This is a genomic window from Kibdelosporangium aridum, from assembly GCF_900176515.1.
GTDB classification, from domain to species: Bacteria; Actinomycetota; Actinomycetes; order Mycobacteriales; family Pseudonocardiaceae; genus Kibdelosporangium; species Kibdelosporangium aridum.
This window is the reverse complement of the sequence record NZ_FWXV01000016.1, coordinates 14,051-32,772: the sequence shown is the minus strand read 5'-3', so window position 1 is coordinate 32,772 and position 18,722 is coordinate 14,051. Positions and strand designations below refer to the sequence as shown.

The 18,722-nt window shown below is 66.8% G+C and carries 18 protein-coding genes; 9 read left to right on the top strand and 9 right to left on the bottom strand.

Annotated elements, in window-relative coordinates; all coding sequences use genetic code 11:
- Window positions 1-272: 272 nt before the first annotated feature.
- The 3 genes from B9C43_RS50200 to B9C43_RS50190 are packed head-to-tail and all read right to left on the bottom strand — an operon-like array spanning window position 273 to window position 1,140.
- The gene (locus B9C43_RS50200; RefSeq protein ID WP_033382698.1) at window positions 273-533 is read right to left on the bottom strand and encodes a barstar family protein; all 261 of its coding nucleotides are present in this window, start codon (window positions 531-533) and stop codon (window positions 273-275) included.
- Window positions 534-535: 2 nt separating this feature from the next.
- The gene (locus B9C43_RS50195; protein ID WP_084434374.1) at window positions 536-934 is read right to left on the bottom strand and encodes a guanyl-specific ribonuclease; all 399 of its coding nucleotides are present in this window, start codon (window positions 932-934) and stop codon (window positions 536-538) included.
- 11 nt (window positions 935-945) lie between these two features.
- Entirely contained in the window at window positions 946-1,140 is a 195-nt protein-coding gene (locus B9C43_RS50190) for a hypothetical protein (protein ID WP_033382696.1), read from the bottom strand.
- A gap of 67 nt (window positions 1,141-1,207) precedes the next feature.
- Between B9C43_RS50190 and B9C43_RS50185 the strand changes: the two genes are divergently transcribed.
- Genes B9C43_RS50185 through B9C43_RS50175 form a run of 3 tightly spaced genes read left to right on the top strand, consistent with a single transcriptional unit; the run spans window position 1,208 to window position 4,374 of the window.
- On the top strand, window positions 1,208-2,176 hold the full coding sequence (locus B9C43_RS50185) for a zinc-binding dehydrogenase (RefSeq protein ID WP_084434373.1): 969 nt from the start codon (window positions 1,208-1,210) through the stop codon (window positions 2,174-2,176).
- A gap of 53 nt (window positions 2,177-2,229) precedes the next feature.
- Window positions 2,230-3,696 carry an amino acid permease gene (locus B9C43_RS50180; protein WP_200826076.1) on the top strand — a complete coding sequence of 489 codons (1,467 nt, stop codon included), beginning with the start codon at window positions 2,230-2,232 and terminating at the stop codon, window positions 3,694-3,696.
- Between the two features lie 54 nt (window positions 3,697-3,750).
- Window positions 3,751-4,374, top strand: a complete 624-nt coding sequence (locus tag B9C43_RS50175) for a DUF4230 domain-containing protein (protein ID WP_200826075.1) — start codon at window positions 3,751-3,753, stop codon at window positions 4,372-4,374.
- Here the strand turns inward: B9C43_RS50175 and B9C43_RS50170 are convergent.
- The 3 genes from B9C43_RS50170 to B9C43_RS50160 are packed head-to-tail and all read right to left on the bottom strand — an operon-like array spanning window position 4,343 to window position 9,098.
- A complete protein-coding gene (locus B9C43_RS50170) occupies window positions 4,343-6,004 on the bottom strand; it encodes a DUF885 domain-containing protein (protein WP_084434371.1) in 1,662 nt (553 codons plus the stop codon). The two genes, B9C43_RS50175 and B9C43_RS50170, sit on opposite strands and share 32 nt — an antisense overlap.
- Complete coding sequence (locus tag B9C43_RS50165; protein ID WP_033382690.1) at window positions 5,983-7,614, bottom strand: DUF885 domain-containing protein; 1,632 nt, start codon at window positions 7,612-7,614, stop codon at window positions 5,983-5,985. Before B9C43_RS50165 ends, B9C43_RS50170 begins: the two co-directional genes overlap by 22 nt.
- Window positions 7,611-9,098, bottom strand: coding sequence for a DUF885 domain-containing protein (locus B9C43_RS50160; RefSeq protein WP_200826074.1), 1,488 nt, complete (start codon window positions 9,096-9,098; stop codon window positions 7,611-7,613). Before B9C43_RS50160 ends, B9C43_RS50165 begins: the two co-directional genes overlap by 4 nt.
- A 35-nt stretch (window positions 9,099-9,133) precedes the next feature.
- Between B9C43_RS50160 and B9C43_RS50155 the strand changes: the two genes are divergently transcribed.
- On the top strand, window positions 9,134-9,637 hold the full coding sequence (locus B9C43_RS50155; protein ID WP_084434369.1) for a GNAT family N-acetyltransferase: 504 nt from the start codon (window positions 9,134-9,136) through the stop codon (window positions 9,635-9,637).
- Here B9C43_RS50155 and B9C43_RS50150 read toward each other — a convergent pair.
- Entirely contained in the window at window positions 9,594-10,634 is a 1,041-nt protein-coding gene (locus B9C43_RS50150) for a nitronate monooxygenase (RefSeq protein WP_033382688.1), read from the bottom strand. The two genes, B9C43_RS50155 and B9C43_RS50150, sit on opposite strands and share 44 nt — an antisense overlap.
- A gap of 68 nt (window positions 10,635-10,702) precedes the next feature.
- Entirely contained in the window at window positions 10,703-12,367 is a 1,665-nt protein-coding gene (locus B9C43_RS50145) for a chitinase (protein WP_084434368.1), read from the bottom strand.
- A 352-nt stretch (window positions 12,368-12,719) separates the two neighbouring features.
- Between B9C43_RS50145 and B9C43_RS50140 the strand changes: the two genes are divergently transcribed.
- Both B9C43_RS50140 and B9C43_RS50135 read left to right on the top strand, forming a co-directional pair.
- The gene (locus tag B9C43_RS50140) at window positions 12,720-13,499 is read left to right on the top strand and encodes a phosphotransferase family protein (protein ID WP_084434441.1); all 780 of its coding nucleotides are present in this window, start codon (window positions 12,720-12,722) and stop codon (window positions 13,497-13,499) included.
- The gene (locus B9C43_RS50135) at window positions 13,480-13,914 is read left to right on the top strand and encodes an HD domain-containing protein (RefSeq protein ID WP_051895294.1); all 435 of its coding nucleotides are present in this window, start codon (window positions 13,480-13,482) and stop codon (window positions 13,912-13,914) included. Before B9C43_RS50140 ends, B9C43_RS50135 begins: the two co-directional genes overlap by 20 nt.
- On the opposite strand, the gene lepA is transcribed toward B9C43_RS50135, so the two are convergent.
- Window positions 13,915-15,762, bottom strand: coding sequence for a translation elongation factor 4 (gene lepA, locus B9C43_RS50130; protein WP_084434367.1), 1,848 nt, complete (start codon window positions 15,760-15,762; stop codon window positions 13,915-13,917). It abuts the gene before it with no gap.
- 62 nt (window positions 15,763-15,824) lie between these two features.
- On the opposite strand from lepA, the gene B9C43_RS50125 reads away from it, so the two are divergent.
- From B9C43_RS50125 to B9C43_RS50115, 3 genes are all read left to right on the top strand, one after another.
- Entirely contained in the window at window positions 15,825-16,253 is a 429-nt protein-coding gene (locus B9C43_RS50125; protein ID WP_084434366.1) for a type II toxin-antitoxin system PemK/MazF family toxin, read from the top strand.
- Between the two features lie 3 nt (window positions 16,254-16,256).
- Entirely contained in the window at window positions 16,257-17,081 is an 825-nt protein-coding gene (locus tag B9C43_RS50120) for a M48 family metallopeptidase (protein ID WP_084434365.1), read from the top strand.
- An 87-nt stretch (window positions 17,082-17,168) separates the two neighbouring features.
- Window positions 17,169-18,692 (top strand): M48 family metallopeptidase, encoded by a 1,524-nt coding sequence (locus B9C43_RS50115; RefSeq protein WP_143447173.1) that lies wholly within the window; start codon window positions 17,169-17,171, stop codon window positions 18,690-18,692.
- The last annotated feature ends 30 nt before the right edge of the window (window positions 18,693-18,722 follow it).

Sequence of the window (18,722 nt, the reverse complement as noted above, 5' to 3'; positions counted from 1 at the left end):
AGAGTATTCACAGAACTACCTAGGGTGGAAGGCTTCGGCCGGACGGTGGTGAAGATGCCACAACATGCCCCAGGACTGTTGGTCCAAAGCGACAACGGCCGAACGGGTGTCCCCCATTCGAGCATGTTCTCCTTGTCTGCCAAGGGACTCGGTGGGAGGCGCGGGGAGCGTAGCCGCTCGTGGGCCCGAGACCGGCAGTTGTCCGCGATCACCTCCGGGCGAGCAAGAAGTCGCTTTGCTCGCCGCGAAGAACACCGAACTAGGGCCGTTGCTCAGTCCGTGAGCACCAATGTGAGCCGGTCGGCGTTGCCGAGGATGTCCACGAACTGCTCGTAGTTGTCCGGATCGGCCTTGCGCAACGTCCGCGGCGACTGCCAGACCAGCGTGTGCTCGCCCGGCGGCAGGTCGTTCACGACGTCGTTCAGCGCGTCCAGGTTGTGTCCGAAGTAGTCAGGAAAGCTCATGGCCTTGGCCAACGCGTCGAGCATCGCCGCCTTGGTCCGGATCTCACTGCCGTCCAGCACGTAGCGCATCGTCACTTCCCCGGGTCCACCAACACGAACGACTCGTAGTGGTTCTCGGTGTAGTAGAGCTCACGCTGCTGGCCGTGGACCAACCGGCGGGCACCGCGATCCTTGCTGCCAGGCGTCGGCACGGTGTACTCGTGGTAGTAGTCCTTGGCCTTGACCGGCAGGCGTTTCTCGCGGTTCTCGAACACCACACCGTCCCTATTGGACGGGAACGGGCCGCCCTTCTCGATCAGCCGCCACGTCGCCGTCGCCTCGGGCGGCAGCGTGGACAGCGCCTTGACCTGCAGGCCCGAGTCCTGGCCGGGAAGGGTTTGCTCGCTGGTCGCGTCCCGGATCAGCCACCCGCCCACCACCAGGACGACCAGTCCGATCAGGGCGAACGTGATGCGTTTGCGCGACCCCATGGCGCCCAACCCTAATCGCAGTCGGGTTCCGCGTTCCGCGACGGGCTGACTTTGCTCGCGACGAAGTCCACGACGCGGTCGATCAGCCACGCCAGGCCCACACACACCGGCAGCAGGACCGCGATGACGATCGCGAACTGGAACGGGAACGCCAGTTGCGTGATCCACAACTCGACGCCGTTCCACCAATCGGACAACCACGACACGCCATCGAGGCTACGCCGTGTCCGAGCCCACAAGCGCACGAATGGGGTAATCGGTAAGTTGCTTGGCATGTTCGCCGTGTATGCAGCGTCGCCTCAGCCGGACAACCCACTCGCCGCGTTGACCGTCGGTGAGCGCCCGTCGCCGGACGTCCCGGATGGCTGGGTCCGGGTCTCGGTGCGGGCGGCGAGCCTGAACATGCACGATCTGTGGACCCTGCGCGGCGTGGGCATCAAGCCAGAGCAGTTCCCGATGATCCTCGGCTGTGACGGCGCGGGCGTGCTCGACGACGGCACCGAGGTGGTGATCCACTCGGTGATCACGTCACCGGGCTGGACCGGTGACGAGACCCTCGACCCGAAGCGAACCTTGCTGACCGAGAAGCACCAGGGCACGTTCGCCGAGTCCGTGGTCGTCCCAGCGCGCAACGTCCTGCCGAAGCCCGCAGGCCTGTCGTTCGCCGAGGCCGCCTGCATGGGCACGGCGTGGCTGACGGCGTACCGGATGCTGTTCGTGAAGTCCGGTTTGCGTCCGGGGCAGACGATCCTCGTTCAAGGGGCGTCCGGTGGTGTGGCCACCGCGCTGATCCAGCTTGGCCGGGCCGCGGGCTTCCGTGTCTGGGCGACGGGCCGCTCGGAGGAGAAGCGGGCATTGGCCGCCTCCTTGGGCGCTCACGACACGTTCGAGTCCGGCGCGCGACTGCCTGAGCGGGTGGACGGCGTCTTCGAGACCGTCGGCAAGGCGACGTGGTCGCACTCGATGAAGTCGCTCAAGCCAGGCGGCGTCATCGTGGTCTCCGGCTCGACCAGCGGGCCCGACGCGAACGCGGAACTGCAGCGGCTGTTCTTCCTGCAGCTCTCGGTGATCGGCTCGACCATGGGCACCCGGGACGAGCTGGCCGACCTGCTGAAGTACTGCGACGTGACCGGCGTACGCCCGAAGATCGGCTCGGAACTGCCGCTTGAGCGCGCCGAGGAAGGCTTCAAGGCGATGCTCGACGGCGACACGGCCGGAAAGATCGTGTTCACAAGGGCATGACCTGGGAATTGTTCGTACAGCCGACGGTGCCCGACCGGACTATCGTCTGGTGAATGTCTGACCTACAAAGCAGTGGGTTGGGCGGCGGGTCGGGGATCTTCCGCCGCAAGCCCATAGAGCAGATCGAGGACACCACGGGCGACGGCCTGAAGAAAACCCTGGGCCTGTGGCAGCTCACCGCGATCGGCGTCGGCGGGATCATCGGGGCCGGTATCTTCAGCCTGGCGGGCAGTGTCGCGCACGGTGACCCGGCGAAAGGCGTAGCGGGCGTCGGACCCGCGGTGCTCATCTCGTTCCTGATCGCGGGCGTGGCGAGCGCGGCGGCGGCGTTCTCGTACGCGGAGTTCGCCGGGCTCATCCCGAAGGCCGGATCGGCCTACACGTACGGCTACGCGGTGCTGGGCGAGATCGTCGGCTGGTTCATCGGGTGGGACCTGCTGCTGGAGTACACCGCGATCGTGGCGGTGGTCGCGATCGGCATCTCCGGGTACTTCAACTTCCTGGTCGACCAGATCGGCATCAGCCTGCCGCAGTGGATGCTCGGCGCGCCGGGCACCGAGGGGGCCGGGGTCGCGCCCGGCACGTACAAGGTCAACCTGATCGCGGTGCTCCTGTGCCTGCTGATCGCGTTCCTGCTGACCCGCGGCATCAAGTCCGCGGCGCGATTCGAGACGATCGTGGTCGCCATCAAGGTCGCGGTCGTGTTGCTGGTGATCGTCGTCGGGTTCTTCTACATCAAGACCGGCAACCTCACGCCGTTCGCCCCTGAGGGCTTCGGCGGGGCGATGAGCGGTGCGGCCCTGGTGTTCTTCGCGGTGTTCGGCTACGACGCCATGTCGACCGCGGCCGAGGAGTCCAAGGACGCGCAGCGGCACATGCCGAAGGCGATCATCTACTCGCTGGCCATCTCGATGGTGCTGTACGTGCTGGCGTGCTTGGTGCTGACCGGCATGCAGGACTACACGCAGATCGACCCGGACAGCGGGTTCTCCACGGCGTTCGCGAGCGTCGGTCTCGGCGGGCTGGGCACTGTGATCGCGGCCGGGGCGATCGTCGGCATCTTGACCGTGATGTTCACGTTCATGCTGGGTGTCACGCGTGTCTGGTTCGCGATGAGCCGCGACGGGCTGCTGCCGCAGTGGTTCGCCAAGACGCACCCGGTGCGCAAGGTGCCGGTGCGGGTGGCGTGGCTGGCGGGCATCATCTCGGCGATCCTGGCCGGACTGCTGCCGATCATCGAGGTCGCCGAGCTGACCAACATCGGCATCCTGCTGGCCTTCGTCGTCGTCTGCATCGCGGTGATCGTGCTGCGTTACCGCAGGCCAGACCTGCCGCGGACATTCCGCACCCCGGGTATGCCGGTGGTGCCCGCGATCGGCGTGATCTTCTCGATCTGGCTGATCACGTTCCTGCAGCCGGAGACCTGGCTGCGGTTCGCGGCCTGGTTCGTCGCCGGAATGCTGATCTACTTCCTCTACAGCAAGCGCAAGTCGCATTTGAACCGACACTCGTCCGAATAGCGGAGTATCCACCTCTCCCGCAGTGGGTAACCCCTTCGGGAGAGGTGGTGGCCTGTGAATACTCGCTGGATACGGCCGGTGGCCCTGACCGTGGCAGGCTTGCTCGTCGTAGCCGCGGTGCTGCAGATCATCGGCTTGCTGCCGAAATTTGGTACGTCCACAATAGACAGATCACAGCCCGCTGTGCTGCAGGCGATGCGTGACCTGAGCCAGTACCACGCCGCGGCAGGCGACTACCAGGTCGTGGTCGACATCGAGAAGGACGTCGCCTGGGTGCCGTCGTCCATCGCCGGTGAACGGACCCTGTTCGTCGCGGCCGGGTCGATCGACGCGTTCGTCGACTTCGGCAAACTCGGTGACGGCAACATCATCGTCTCCGAGGACCGGACCTCGGTCGAGCTGAAGCTGCCGCCGCCACAACTGGCCAAGCCGAACCTGGACAACCAGCGCAGTTACGTGTTCAGCCAGGAACGCGGCCTGCTGGACACGCTCGGCGCGTTGGTCGAACCGCCGCAGCAGCAACAGTTCTACGTCGCCGCCGAGCAGAAGATCTCCGAGGCGGCGCAGCGGTCAGGCCTGGTCGAACGGGCCCGCAACAACACCAGGGCGATGCTCACCGGGATGATGCAGGCCCTCGGCTACCGCGTCACGTTCCAGGAGACCGCTCCGCCCGAGTGAGCACCCAGTCGGTGACGACCTCGTCGAGCACCGGCATCGGCAACGCACCTCCGCCGAGCACGACATCGTGGAACTCCTTGATGTCGAAGGAGTTTCCGAGTTCGTGCTCGGCGTGCGCACGCACTCGCTGGATCTCCAGCTTGCCGACCATGTACGACAGCGCCTGCCCCGGATCCTCGATGTACCGATCAGTCTCGGACTGAACGTCCACTTCGGACAGCACGGTATTGGCCCGCAGGTAGTCGACGGTCTGCGCCCGCGTCCAGCCCATCGCGTGCAACCCGGTGTCCACGACCAGCCGCGCGGCACGCAGGGAGTCCTCGCCGAGCATGCCGAGCCGGGCCAGGTCGTCAGAGAACAGGCCCATTTCGTCGGCCAGTCGTTCCGCGTACAACGCCCAGCCTTCGCTGTACGCGAGGATCTCCGCGAACCGGCGCAACGGGTGCAGGTCGGTCAGCTGTTGCGCCAACGCGAGCTGGAAGTGATGCCCGGGCACCGCTTCGTGGAAGGTGACCGACTCGACGTTGTACCTGGGCCGCAGAGTCGCGTTGTACGTGTTCGCCCAGTAAGTGCCCTCGCGGGTGCCGTCGAGCGCGGGCGGCGTGTAGTACGCCAAGGCCGCGTTCGGCGCCTCGGAGTCCGGGACCACGTCGACCGCGCAACGCTTCTCCGGCACGCGCGCGAACCACTGCGGCGCAACGCGTTCAGCGCGTTCGATGATCGCCCGGGCGGCCGGGACGACCTCATCAGCGCTCCCCCACCTCAACGACGGGTCCGTACGCAGGCGTTCCTGCACCTCGGCTGCCGTCCGCAACCCGAACACGCGGCTGCCGATGGCCGCGTACTCATCGGCGAGTCCCTCAACCAACTCCAAGCCTGTGCGGTGTAACTGTTCTGGCGTGCGTGCGGTGGTCGTGTGCACACGGACCATCGCGTCGTACGCCGCATCGCCGTCCGGCAGCCAGCACAAGCCCGGTTTGTCCTCTGGCCTGCCGTGCGGCGTGATCTCCTTGTCCAGAACGTCCCGGTACCGCACGAATGCCGGGCGCACGGCTTCGGTCAGCAGGCGATGTCGCTCTGCCGTGCCACCGGAGGACAGCGGCGGTTGTGCGAAAGGGTCCGGGGTTTGGCGGAGGTACCGGTCGATGTGCGCGATCGCGGTCCGCGCTGATCTCGCGACCGGGAACCGCTCGGCTGCGACCGCCGCCCGGTTGCGGTCCGCGGCTTGCGTGAGGTACCGCGGGATTGCCGAAAGCCGGTCCAGGTACGCACGTTCTGCCTGCTCAGTCGTCGGCATCACGCGTGGGATGTACGTCGCCAGCCGGATCGCCGGTGCGGTGAAGAAGTTCGCGACGACGTGGTCGATCAGCCCCGCGTTGATCCTGTCGACCAGCGACGCGGCGAGCTGCAGGACCACGCTGCGGGTCACGCTCGGTTCGGCCAGCTCGGCCTCGGCGGCGATCCGCACCGCGCGGTCCCGCAGCTCGCTGTCCGCTTGCGGGCTGAGGTCCCGCAGCTCGTGGTCGTGCCCTGGAATGCCCACCAGGCTGGCTTCCAGCGGGTCATCCGCGCCGATCAGGTCAAGCAGCCGGTCGGCGAGGTCATCGATCACGGTGCTGCCTTGGACCACTCGGTGACGATCTCGTCGAGGACTGCCATCGGCACCGGACCAGCACCGAGCACGACGTCGTGGAAGCCCTTGATGTCGAACGCGGCTCCCATCGCCTGCTTGGCCTTGTCCCGCACGCGCTGGATCTCCAGGCGGCCGACCATGTACGACAGCGCCTGGCCGGGCATCCCGATGTAGCGGTCCGTCTCGCTCTGGATCTCCACATCGGACATCACGGTGTTCTCCCGCAAGTAGTCCACGGTCTGCTGGCGCGACCAGCCGAACGCGTGCAGGCCGGTGTCCACGACCAGCCGCGCGGCCCGGACCGAGTCCATCGCGAGCATGCCCAGCCGTGCGATGTCGTCGGAGTAGAGGCCCATCTCGTCGGCCAGCCGCTCGCAGTACAGGCCCCAGCCCTCGGCGTACGCGTTGATCGCCGAGCAACGGCGCAGCATCGGCAGGGTGAGTTCCTGCGCGATGGTGCACTGGAAGTGATGTCCCGGCACGGCTTCGTGGAACGCCGTGGCCTCGGCGATCGTCCGGTCCCGCTCGGTCGCGCGGTAGGTGTTGGCGTAGTAGATGCCCGGCGAGCTGCCGTCCAGCGCAGGCGGGTGGTAGTACGCGCTCGCCTCGTGTGCCTCGCTGACCGCCGGGGTCCTCTCCAGCACACAGGCCTGTGAGGGCAGTAATCCGAACCAGTCCGGCGCGGCCGCTTCGGCCCGGTCCATCGCCGCACGCGCCCCGGCCAGCAACTCCTCCGCGCTGTTCCACTTGAGCGCGGGATCGGTACGCATCCTGTGGTGCACCTCGGCGACGGTCTTCACGCCGAAGACCCGGCTGCCGATCTCGACGTACTCCTCGGCCAGCGCCTCGATCAACGCCAGGCCCGTCTGGTGCAGGTCCTCGGCCGTACGGTGGGTCGTGGTGTGCACGCGCGCCAATGACCCGTACGTCGCCTCGCCGCCGGGCAGCCAGCACAACCCGGGCTTGTCATCCGGTCGTCCGTGCGGCGCGACGTCCTGCGCGATCGCCGTGCGGTACGTGGCGAACGCGGGCCGCACGACCTCGTCGATCAGACGGTCCCGCTCGGCCGTGTTGGTCACGGGCACTTGGCGCAGCGGGTCGGCCGCCGGGTTGGCGAGATAGCTGTCCAAGTGGGACAACGCGAACGCGGCGCGCGACGCGACCGGCGTACGGCCGTGCGCGATCCCGGTCCGGTGCCGGATGGCGGCCTTGGCCAGGTAGTCCGGGATCATCGACAGGCGGGTGAAGTAGTTCCGCTCGCCCTCGGCGTCCTTCGGCCGGACCAGCGGCAGCATGGCGTGCAGCCGGGCGATCGGGCTGACCATCAGGTCGGCGACCTCGGTCTCGACGAGTTTCGAGTCGATCCGGGCGACGATCGCCTGTGCCTGGTCGATCGCCACCGCGCGAGTGATCCAGTCGTCGCCTTTGTCCTCGCGCGCCCGGCGCGCCGCGTCCTGCGCGCGGGTGCGCAGTCCTGCCTCTGCGGCCTCGTCCAGGTCGCTGAGCTTGCTGTCCACGCCGGGAAGGCCTTGGATCATCTCGCCGAGCGGGTCCTCCTCGATCAGCAGCTCGAGGACCTCGTCGGCGATTTTCTCGATCTGGGTCACAGCTCCCCCATCACCACTTCTGTCAACACGTCCATCGGTACTGGACCTGTACTCAACACCAGATCATGGAACCCGCGCAGGGTGAAATCCCCCCGGCGTTGCGCCGAGGCCCGGATCCGGTCCAGCTCCAACCTGCCACACAGGTACGACAATCCTTGCCCCGGCAGCTCGATGTAGCGGTCGGTCTCCTGCTGGATCTCGACCTCGTTCATCGCCGTGTGCTCGCGCAAGTAGGCCACGACCTGGGCACGGGTCCAGCCGAACGCGTGCAGGCCGGTGTCGACGACCAGGCGGGCGGCCCGGACCGACTCCAGCACGAGCATCCCGATCCTGGCCTCGTCGTTCGAGTAGAGGCCGAGTTCGTCGGCCAGCCGTTCGCAGTACAGGCTCCAGCCTTCGAGGTAGGCGTTGATCCACGCGACCTTGCGCAGCCGCGGCACGCCGGTCATCTCTTTGGCCAGGGTGATCTGGAAGTGGTGGCCGGGAACGCCCTCGTGGAAAGCGTTTGCCTCAGCGATGCACCTGTCTCGTTCCTGCCAGCGATACGTGTTGGCGTAGTACACGGACTCGGCGGGTGAGTACGACGCGACGGACTGGCCAGGAGCCCGTTCGGCCGGTGTGGGTTCGACAGCGCACGGTGTAGCGGGCAGACGCCCGAAGTACTGCGGCGCGACCTCCCATGCACGGGCTATGGCTGCGCGCGGTATCGCCAGAACCTCGTCCTCAGTGCGGTATCGCATCGACGGGTCGTTGCGAATCTGGTCACGGATATGTGCCGCCGGTGCTTTGCCGATCTGCGCGAACTCCTCGTCGAGCCGTGCCATCGCATCCAGACCTGCCTGGTGCAACTGCTCAGGCGTGTACGTGGTGGTCGTGTGCATCTTGGCCAACCGCGTGTATGTGGCTTCGCCGTCGGGCAGCCAGCACAGACCAGGTTGTTCTTCGGGCCTGCCGGGCAGGCTGTCCAGAACATCCCGGTATGCCGCGAAAGCACGCCGGATTTCCGGGTCGTCCGTGCCCAGTTCGGCCGTGTTGGCCAGGAAGGCGTCGATCCGCGCGACCGCCGCTTTTGCCCGGTACGCAACGGGAAGCCGGCCCGCGGCGACACCCGACTGGTGCCGTTTCGCCGATTTGGCCAGGTATTCGGGCAACGCGGCGAGCCGGGCGGGATGACCGGCGACCCGGCCGGAGAAGATCTTGGCGATCGGTGAGACCAGGAAGTCCCACATGGTGTGCTCGACCAGCCTCGACTCGACCCGGGTGATCAAGGCTTCGGCCTGTTGCAGCAGCACTCCCCTGGTGACGCTGGGTTCGAGCGCGCCTGCCCGGCCGGCGATGTCGCGTGCCCGGCCGGCCAGCCGGAACTGTGCGTCCTCGGCCGGGTCGGGCAGCGGGACTTCGGTGTCGTCGTCGTCGAGGAAGTCGTTGACCGGGTCTTCTTCGGCGATGACGGCCAGCAGCTCGTCGGCGAGTCGGTCGATCATGAGACCCATTCTGGTCAATGGGGTAGACAGAACGCATGCGGATTCGAGCTGGTGGTGAAGCCGACATCGACGCGATCATGGCCATGGCCGACGAGGCCGTCGAGTGGATGGTGTCGCGGGGCAACACCGAGCAGTGGGGTACCCAGCTCTGGTCGCGGATGCCGACGAGGCTCGCGAGCGTCACGAACATGGTGAAGGAAGCCGACACGTGGATCGCCGAGCTGGACGGCGAACCGGTCGGCGTGATGGTCACCGCCGACAAGCCGGTGCCACAGGTCAACCCGATCGACGAGCCCGAGGTCTACGTGTGGCTGCTGCTGACCTCACGACGGCACGCGGGCAAGAAGATCGGCACTCAGTTGCTGGACAAGGCGGTGTCGATCGCGCGTGCGAAAGGCGTGTCACTGCTGCGCGTCGACTGCTTCGCTGGCGGCGAGGGCGACCTCATCCGGTACTACGAGCGCCACGGCTTCGTGAAGTCGCACACGTACAAGTCTATTTTTGACTGGCCGGGTCAAGTGCTGTCGCGACGGATCTGATCGCGGCCCGCATCTGCGTGTCCAGCAAAGCCACCACTTCGGCCACGGTGCCTTGTGGTGCGTAGGCATAGGTCTGGCCCGCGTACAACGACATCGCCTCGGGATCGCCTTCTTTGGCCGCGGCCGCCCGGATCGGCTTGGTCATGCTGTTGACCTGTGGATACGCCGCAGGCGCCAAGGCGCTGTTGGCTTCCACGAACCGATTGACCAGCGCGCGGGCGGGACGACCACTGAAAGCCCTGGTGAACGCGGTTTCCCTGGTGCCGTGCAGAGCTTCGCGGTGCAGTGGCTGGGTTCCGGCCTCAGGGCACTGCAGGAACGCCGTCCCGAGCTGCGCGGCAACGGCTCCGGCTGTCAGGACAGCGGCGACGTCGGCACCATGCACCAGACCGCCCGCTGCGATCAAAGGCAGATCCACGGTCGCACTGACCATCCGCAACGCGGCGAGCAAACCGTAGGCCGGCGCTCCGCTCGGCGAGCCGTCGTCGACGAAGATCCCTCGGTGCGCGCCCGCCTCGAAACCCTGGACGCACAACGCATCCGGCCCGATTTCGGCCGCCCGGCGGGCCTCGTCGGGACTGGTCACGGTGATCACGATCTTGCTGCCGACGCCGCGCAACTCGGCCACATCGTCCGCGGAAGGAACGCCGAATGTGAACGAGACGGTGTCGACGGGGTTGTCCACCAGCACATCGATCTTCGCCGGGTAGTGGTCGTCGGTCCACGCCGGATCACCCGGCTCGGTGCCGTAGACCAGTTCGAGGATCTGCTGGTACTCCGACAGGTCCGCTGTGGACTCCTCGCCGGGGACGAAGACGTTGACACCAAAGGGTTCTACCGTGAGCTCTTTGGTCAGGGCGATCTGCCCGGCCACGGCTTCCGGGGTGAGGTAACCGGCCGCGAGGAAGCCGTACGCTCCCGCGTTCGCCGCTCCGGCGACGAGTTCCGGTGTTGACGGGCCACCTGCCATCGGCGCGACGATCAGCTTCGGGAACATGGAGAGAGCTTAGAACTCGGAAGTGGCTCTCGCCCGTGGGCTGAGGCGAGAGCCACTCCCGGTGCACCTCAAGGCAGGGTGTCGAGGTGCGGTGCGACAGTGTTCGCGAACTGGTAGCCGTTGGCGGCGTCCCAGTTGATCGACCAGGTCATCGCGCCACGGATGCCCGGCCATGTGGTGCTCGGCTTGAAGGTGCCGCAGTTGGTGCCGCGAGCCAAGCAGTTCAGAGCGTTGTTGACGTTCGACGGCGACTGGTAGCCGCCACCGGCGCCGCTGGGTGACGCGGGCAGGCCGAGCCCGACCTGGTCGGGCCGCAGGCCGCCCTGCAGCTGGATGCAGGCGAGCGCGGTGAGGAAGTTGACCGTGCCCTGCCCGTGGACCTGCTGGTCGCAGCCCAGCATCGTGCCGGAGTTGTAGTACTGCATGTTGACGATGGTCAGGATGTCCTTGATGTTCAGGGCCAACTGGAAGTACCCGCCCTGGGTGGACTGCATGTCGATGGTCTGCGGGGCCATCGTGATGATCGTGCCGCCGCCCGCGTGGATGCTGCGCAACGCCGTCGCCATCGGTCCGGGGTGGATGCCGTTCTCCAGGTCGATGTCCACGCCGTTGAAGCCGTAGGACGAGATGAGGCTCTTGATGTCGTTGGCGAAGTTGTTCGCGGCGGTGCCGTCGCCGACCACGACCGTGCCCTTCTCCCCGCCGACGGAGATGATCACCTTCTGGCCGCGTGCCTGGACAGTCTTGATGTCCTGCCGGAACTGCGCGTCGGTGTAACCACCGAGCTGCGAGGAAAGTCCGGAGTCGAGCGTGAACGTGACACCGCCCGCACGGCCAGGAACCGCGTCGGCAAAGGAAACCGCGATGATGTCGTACGTCGTCGGCACATCGGCGAGCCGCAGCGCGCGAGCGCCGTTGTAGAAGTTCTGCCAGTAACCGGTCAGCACGTGCTTGGGCAGCGGACCCGGGTCAGGGCCGCCGCCGGTGGGCGGAGTGGTGACGGAAACCGCTGTGGTCCTTGGCGATTCGCCCACCGAGTTCACGGCACTGACCTGGTAGCTGTAGGTCGTGTTCGCGGTCAGGCCGGTGTCGGTGTGCGAGGTGCCGGTCGGCGACGCGACAAGCTGGTTGTTGCGGTACACGCGGTAGCTCGTCGCGTTGGACGGCCCGCTCCAGGTCAGGTTCACACTTGTCGAGTTGGCCGCGCTCGCGTTCAAACCCGTTGGGGCAACGGGGATTGTGGGCGTGCCACCGGGGCCGTCGAGAGAGACGTCGTCGGCGTAGTAGGTCGGTTGGCCGTACCAGCCGTGCAGGTAGATCGTGACGCTCGTCGTGGAAGCCGGAGTCGTGAAGTCGAGGCTCAGCTGGGCCCAACCGGTGGACGGCGACCAGGTGTTGCGGTCGGCGAGGCCGTTTCCGCCGACACCGAGGTATGTGTAGCTGCCGTTGACCCACGCGGAGAGCTTGTACGCGGTGTTGGGCTGGACAGCGATCTGCTGGGAGCACTTCGCGTAGTCCTGCCCGCTCGGCGTCGCGGCCAAGGCGTTCGTGCCGGACCGCACCTGACTGCTGGTGACGGTCGCGTTCGTGCACGACCAGCCGGATAACGTGCCCGTCTCGAAGCCCGGGTTGTTCACTATGTTCGCGGCGACGGCCTGTCCGGCCGGAACCAAAGCGAGCGCGGCAATAGCGGTGGAGACGGCTGCGAACAGCCGCCTGGCCCTGCTGACCATGTTCTTTTCTCCACACCCGCGCCCGGTTTGTGGTCTACACCACTAAAATGGACTAGACCAATGGGTGCTGTCAACCCCTAGTTGGGCAAGACGTCACCTGATCTGCCCGCCAGAACCTTGCGGAGGCCGGCCCTACGTCGCGGGTGTCCTTCTCCGCGCGAAGGTGGCGATTTGCGAATGTACTTGGCCGGGCCTCCGGATTTTGTTGAAATGACAGGTCGCTGCGGGCGAGGCCGCCTGGCATCGGCCCGAGGAGGCGCGGTGCGGTCGTCCGGGCCTTGGTGCCGCGCTGCGCCCGTCGCACGCGATAAATCCGGCGACATCGGTGATCACCCCCGCGATAATGGCCGACATGCAGGAGGTCCAGGTCGTCGTCGCCCATCAAGAGTGCGCGACCCTGCGTGTCGGCGACGTGTTCCTCAAGATCGACTCTGATCAGACGCGCACCGATGTCGAGGTCGAGGCGATGGCTATGGTGCCGGTCCCGACGCCGGAGATCCTGTGGCGTAAGCCGCCCGTGCTCGCGCTCGCTGCCGTCCCGGGCAAGGCGCTCGGCCAACTCGGTGAGCCGTCGAGCGCGTCGTCGGCGGCGTGGGTCGCGGCGGGTGCCGCCGTACGGATGCTGCACGACGCGCCGTTGCCGCCATGGCCCGGTCGGAGTCTCGACAGGCTCGCGTCGGAGCTCGACAGCGAATGCGAGTGGCTTGTCGCCAACGACGTCCTTCCCATCGACGTTGTCACGCGCAACCGCCAGATCGCCGAAGCTGCGCTCCGGTCGTGGACACCGGTTTTCACGCACGGCGACCTTCAGGTCAGCCACGTGTTCGTCGACGGTGACGAGATCACCGGCGTGATCGACTGGACCGAGGCGGCCCAGGGCGATGCCCTGTTCGACCTCGCCATCTTGACGCTCGGGCACGAGGAGCACCTCGACGACGTCATCGACGGCTACGGCACCGACGTCGACCTCGACGTGATCCGCGCGTGGTGGTCCTTGCGAAGCCTGCTGGGAGTCCGCTGGCTGGCCGAGCACGGCTTCGACCCGTCCGCGCCAGGCTGCGAGGTCGACGTGCTGATGAGAGCGGCCGGGGATCATGGGCGACAATCGCCGCATGGGCTTCGTACTCGATGACGCGATCCGGATCGCCCGTGAGGCACACGCCGGTCAGGTCGACAAGAGCGGCAAGCCGTACATCGACCACCCGCTGCGCGTGATGGCGCGAGTGAAGGGCGCGCACGCACAGATGGCCGCCGTGCTGCACGACGTCATCGAGGACACCTCGGTGACGGCCGCGGACCTTCGTTCCCAAGGCTGCCCTGAAAATGTGGTCACGGCCGTGATCGCGTTGAGCAAGATCCCCGGCGAGCCGATGCCGGACTACTTGCGGCGCGTGGCCGCGGATCCCATTGCCGTGCAAGTGAAACGCGCGGATATCGGCGACAACACCGATCCCGTGCGGCTGGCCGCGCTGGAGGAGGAAACGCAGAATCGCCTCCGCGCGAAGTACGCGGAGGCGATCCGGCTGCTCGACGAGCTGACTGCCTAGTTACTTCTTGCCCTTGGGCTTGTCGCCTGCCTCGTCGGTCGACAACGCGGCCACGAATGCCTCCTGGGGCACCTCGACCCGGCCGACCATCTTCATCCGCTTCTTGCCTTCCTTCTGCTTTTCCAGCAGTTTGCGCTTACGGGTGATGTCACCGCCGTAGCACTTGGCAAGAACGTCCTTGCGCATCGCCCGGATCGTTTCCCGCGCGATGACACGTGAACCGATGGCGGCCTGGATCGGCACCTCGAACTGCTGCCGCGGAATGAGCTCGCGCAGTTTCGTGGCCATCCGGGTGCCGTAGGCGTAGGCGGCGTCCCGGTGCACGATCGCGCTGAACGCGTCGACCGGTTCGCCCTGCAGCAGGATGTCGACCTTGACCAGGTTCGCAGTCTGCTCGCCTGCCTCCTCGTAGTCCAGCGACGCGTAGCCGCGCGTGCGGGACTTCAGCGAGTCGAAGAAGTCGAAGATGATCTCCGCGAGCGGCATCGTGTAGCGCAACTCGACGCGGTCTTCCGACAGGTAGTCCATGCCGCCGAGCTGTCCGCGCCGTGCCTGGCAGAGCTCCATCACCGTGCCGATGAACTCGCTCGGGCAGATCACGGTCGTCTTCACGATCGGCTCGTAGACCTCCATGATCTTGCCGTCGACCCAGTCGGACGGGTTGGTCACGGTGGTCTCGGTGCCGTCGTCGGTCACGACCCGGTAGACCACGTTCGGCGCGGTGGAGATCAGCTCGAGGCCGAACTCGCGCTCCAGCCGGTCGCGGGTGATCTCCAGGTGCAGCAGGCCAAGGAAGCCGCAGCGGAAGCCGAAGCCCAGCGCCGCGGAGGTTTCCGGCTCGTAGGTCAGCGCCGCGTCGTTGAGCCGCAGCTTGTCCAGTGCCTCACGCAGGTCCGGGTAGTCCGAGCCGTCCAGCGGGTAGAGGCCCGAGTAGACCATCGGCCGCGGCTCGCGGTACCCGGCCAGCGGTTCGGTCGCGCCCTTGCGCTCGGAGGTGACCGTGTCACCGACCTTGGACTGGCGGACGTCCTTCACGCCGGTGATCAGGTAGCCGACCTCGCCGACACCGAGGCCCACGCTGGGCTTGGGCTCGGGCGAGATGATGCCGACCTCGAGCAGCTCGTGCACGGCACCGGTGGACATCATCCGGATCCGCTCGCGCGGGGTGATCCGGCCGTCCACGACACGGATGTAGGTCACGACACCGCGGTAGGTGTCGTAGACCGAGTCGAAGATCATCGCCCTGGCCGGGGCGTTGTCCTGGCCGACCGGCGGCGGGACCTGGCGTACGACCGCGTCGAGCAGCTCACGCACACCCTCACCGGTCTTCGCCGACACCCGTAGCACGTCCTCCGGCTCGCAGCCGATGATGTGCGCCAGCTCACGCGAGTACTTCTCCGGGTCGGCCGCGGGCAGGTCGATCTTGTTCAGCACCGGGATGATCGCCAGGTTGTTCTCCAGCGCCAGGTACAGGTTCGCCAGCGTCTGCGCCTCGATCCCCTGCGCGGCGTCGACCAGCAGAATCGCACCTTCACACGCCTCGAGCGCGCGGGAGACCTCGTAGGTGAAGTCGACGTGCCCGGGGGTGTCGATCATGTGCAGGACGATTTCCTCGTCGTCCACCACCCAGGGCAGCCGCACGTTCTGCGCCTTGATCGTGATGCCGCGCTCGCGCTCGATGTCCATCCGGTCGAGATACTGAGCCCGCATGGCGCGTTCCTCGACCACGCCGGTGAGCTGCAGCATCCGGTCGGCCAGGGTGGACTTGCCGTGGTCGATGTGTGCGATGATGCAGAAGTTCCGGATGCGCTCCGGCGGCGTGAACGTCGTATCGGCGAACGTGGCCACTGATTCCCTCGCTGTTTGCATGCCTGACCGTTCAATAGTCCCATGACCAGTACGCTCGCCGCGTGCGTGATCCCGGCGAAGACCTCAAGCCCGCACACGGCTACGTGCGGCAGGTGCATGTCATCGAGCCCGGCTCGATCTTGGACTACTCCCCCGACCTCGACGGCCTCGCGGATCCTGGCGAGATCGTCTGGGCCTGGGTCCCTTACGAAGAGGACCCGGACAGGGGTAAGGATAGGCCGTTGTTGGTCGTCGGACGAAACGGTCACCGTCTGCTGGCCATGATGCTGTCCAGCAAGGACCGTACGGGCGAGCGTGGCTGGTTCGGCTTGGGCAGCGGGTCGTGGGATCGGGACGGCCGTGAGTCGTTCGTGTTGCTGAGCCGGATGTACGAACTCGACGAGGACGACATCCGACGGGAAGGTGCCGTGCTGGAGCCTGGCCGGTTCCAGCGCGTAGCGGACGCGATCGCCGCGCGGACAAGGGGCTGACAGATGCTGGCTGGGTACCTCGCACTGCTCGTGGCAATCGCGGCCGGGGTACTCACGGCCATCACGCTCGTCTTCAGCGCCACCTGGGCGGCGCTGGTGGTGATCGTCGTGCTGCTGTGGCTCTTCCTGCAGTACGTGCTGCGCCCGAAGGCCAAGGCGCAAGCCCAGCAGGACGCCTGGATCAACCGCAAGATCCACCCTGACCTGTGGCGGATGGTCGACGAGGTGGCCGAGGTCGCCGAGACCCGTACGCCCGATGAGATCCGGCTCGGGCCGGACATGCGTGCCACCCTGCGCGAGCAGGGCGGTTTCCGTTGCCTCGTGGTGGGTCTGCCGCTGCTGGGCGGGCTGTCCACAAGCGAGTTGCGTGCGGTCACCGGCCATGAGCTTGCTCACTTCCAGACCGTGTCGCCGTTGGAATCACGGCTGCCGCGCGTTGTTCTGCTGCCTTATCGGTTCATCACGAAATCGCAGAACCGGACGCGGAACGAACAAGCCGAGGCGGTGGCCATCTCGGCGGCGGGTGAAGAGGCCGCCAAGTCGGCATTGATGAAACTGCCCGCACTGGTTACGGTGTGGCACGACTTCCGGCTTTCCGCGGCTCGCGTGTCGTATCAGTACCGCACGCCCGACCTCGTGCAGCGCTTCAACACCTTCCTGACCACCCCGGAGGGCACCGAAGCGCTGGCCAAGGCCGGTGTGCCCGAGTGGACCGAGCACGGCGGGCCCGCGTGGGAACTGCTCACCGAACCGGACAAATCGCTGCCCTATCTGCAGCGGCAGCTGTTCGAGGAACTCGGCCCCGAACGCACCGAGAAAACGGTCTGACGCTTTCCGTGTAGACAACTGTCAGCCCCAAGGTGCACACTTCCGCGGCCAGGTCGGGGGATCTGAGCATTCAAGGGGTGGACATCAGTGGGGGTTCGGCTACGCGCCGGGTTATCCGTCGTGCTGTTGATCGGGTTCTTCGTCCTGATCACGGGTCTGATCGCCGGTTTCGCCGGCCTGGCGATCTACGCGCTGGCGACCGGCAGGCTCGCGGGCATCAAACTGGTCATCGTCGCCGGGATCGTGATCTTCGCGATCGGCGGCGCGCTGTACAAGGTGCTCAAGCACCGGCCGCAACCCCACGGTGCGGCGATCACGCGCGCGGAGCAGCCCGAGCTGTGGCAGATGATCGACGAGCTGGCGGTCATCGCGAACACGCGCGGGCCTGACGAGATCAGGCTCGTGCCCGAGGTCAACGCCGCAGTATGGGAAGACAGCAAGCTCCTCGGGCTACGGCCGGGGCGCCGGTACATGGAGATCGGTCTTCCGTTGCTGGCCGGGCTGACCACGAGCGAGCTACGTGCCGTGCTGGGGCACGAGCTGGGCCACTACAGCCATGGGCACACCAAGTACGCCGCCGTGACGTACCGCGCGTCAGCGACCATGGCGCACACCGTCGACGGCCTGGACGGCCCGATCGGCTGGCTGATGCGGATGTACATGAAGCTGTACTTCCTTGTGGCGCGTTCGGCCAACCGTGCTCAGGAGCTCCAGGCGGACGCGTTGGCCGTACGCGCTGCGGGCAAGTCGGCCGCACGGTCGGCGCTGGGCAAGATCCCGGCACTGGACATGGCGTGGACGCACTTCAACCGCTCGTACGTCGGATTGGTCGGGCAGGCAGGCCGTACTCCCGACCTGTTGCTGGGCTTCAACTCCTACCTGACCAACGGCACGCGCCGGGCACAGCTCGCGGAGCTGCAGGGCGAGATGCTGGACGCCGAGCCCGCGTCCAAGTACGACAGTCACCCGCCGATCCGGGTCCGGATCGCCACGATCGAGAAGATGTCCGAACCGGACCAGGTGGGCGACAACCGGCAGGCGTGGGCGCTGATGCGGCAGCCGGAACGGACGATTCCACAGCTGGAGAGCCAGTTGCTGATCAGCGATCTCGGCCCACGCGCCTCGTGGGAGGAGATCGTGCGGCTCGCCGGTGCGGCGATCGACAAGAACAACGCCGAGACGCTCACCAAGCTGGCCACCACGTCCGGGGTCACCCGGACCGGCAGCCTCGACGAGGTGCTGACCGCCATCGAGCAAGGCAAGGGCCTGGTGTTGGTGTCGCAGGTGCTCGACGACGACGTGCACCCGCACAACAAGCAGCAGGCTGCTGTCGAGGTGCTGACGCAATTGGTCAGCGACACCATCAGCCTGGCGCTGATCCGCTCGAGGCGTGCCGAGTACCAGCTGGACTGGTCGGGTCCGATGCGGCTGCGACTGACCGGCGGCTCGGTGCTGAACCTGCCTGAGCTGGTCGAACCCGCGATCGCCGAACCGGCACAGATGCCCGTGCTGCGCGAATGGATAGCGCGGATGAACATCATCGCGGCGGTCGAGGAACCGGCCGCCGCCCAGCAGAGTTCGAAGTGGACCTACGACCCGTCAGCCAGGTGATCCATCGATGGGGGTGGCGTGCCGGGGCCA